Source organism: Phytoactinopolyspora endophytica, assembly GCF_004138495.1.
Lineage (GTDB): Bacteria > Actinomycetota > Actinomycetes > Jiangellales > Jiangellaceae > Phytoactinopolyspora > Phytoactinopolyspora endophytica.
In genome coordinates this window covers 10,152-10,815 of sequence record NZ_ML142880.1, presented here as the reverse complement: position 1 = coordinate 10,815, position 664 = coordinate 10,152, and the positions used below count along the sequence as shown (strand labels likewise).

The following is a 664-nucleotide window of genomic DNA, read 5'->3' as shown; positions in this document are numbered from 1 at the left end:
CGCTGCAGCCGCGATGTCGGCTCTTATTCAGAGCCCGCAAACCCGGACGACATCGTGGTCGTGATCACGACCACGATGCATGCTCTTGCCGTGCTCTCGGCGAAAGACCCGACATCAAGGTTGCGAAACCAGCCCGGGCAGTGAGGCTAAAACGCTCAAGGTCGCCTTGACCACATTGAATTTGCCGACGTGGCACTACACAAAGATGGTGAGGCCAGCAGATGTTTACGGCTACCGTCCCTCGTCAGTCGAAGAGGTCGATGGCGGAGTCTGCTGTGACAGCCCGACCAGCCCAGACCTCGAGCTTGTCGAGGCTACGGCACGCCGCTATATGTGCACGAAGGTCGATAGGTACGTCTACGCCGCGCGCAGCCAACACCGCGAGGATCACTCGCGCCGCGCCCTCGGCCCTGCTCCGCTGGCGGAAGCGGTAGAGAAATTCAGATCTGACATCGTATGTCACCCTCACCATCCGAGCTTCCACCAATGACCAAGCGGTGTGGGGCAACGCCACACTGACGATGTCGGCGTACATGGCGGCACGATTGACGTCGATGGCGTCCAAGACATGCACCACCGCATCAAGCACCTGCCCGTTCTTGACCGCGGCGCCATATGCCATCGCAGACAAGATGGCCAGTTCAGGGAGGTGCCTGGACCGTTC

General features: G+C 60.5%; 1 pseudogene. It reads right to left on the bottom strand.

The features are described 5' to 3' along the window. Positions 1 to 244: 244 nt before the first annotated feature. Positions 245 to 664 (bottom strand): annotated as a pseudogene (locus ELR45_RS33180) (hypothetical protein); the annotation flags it as partial.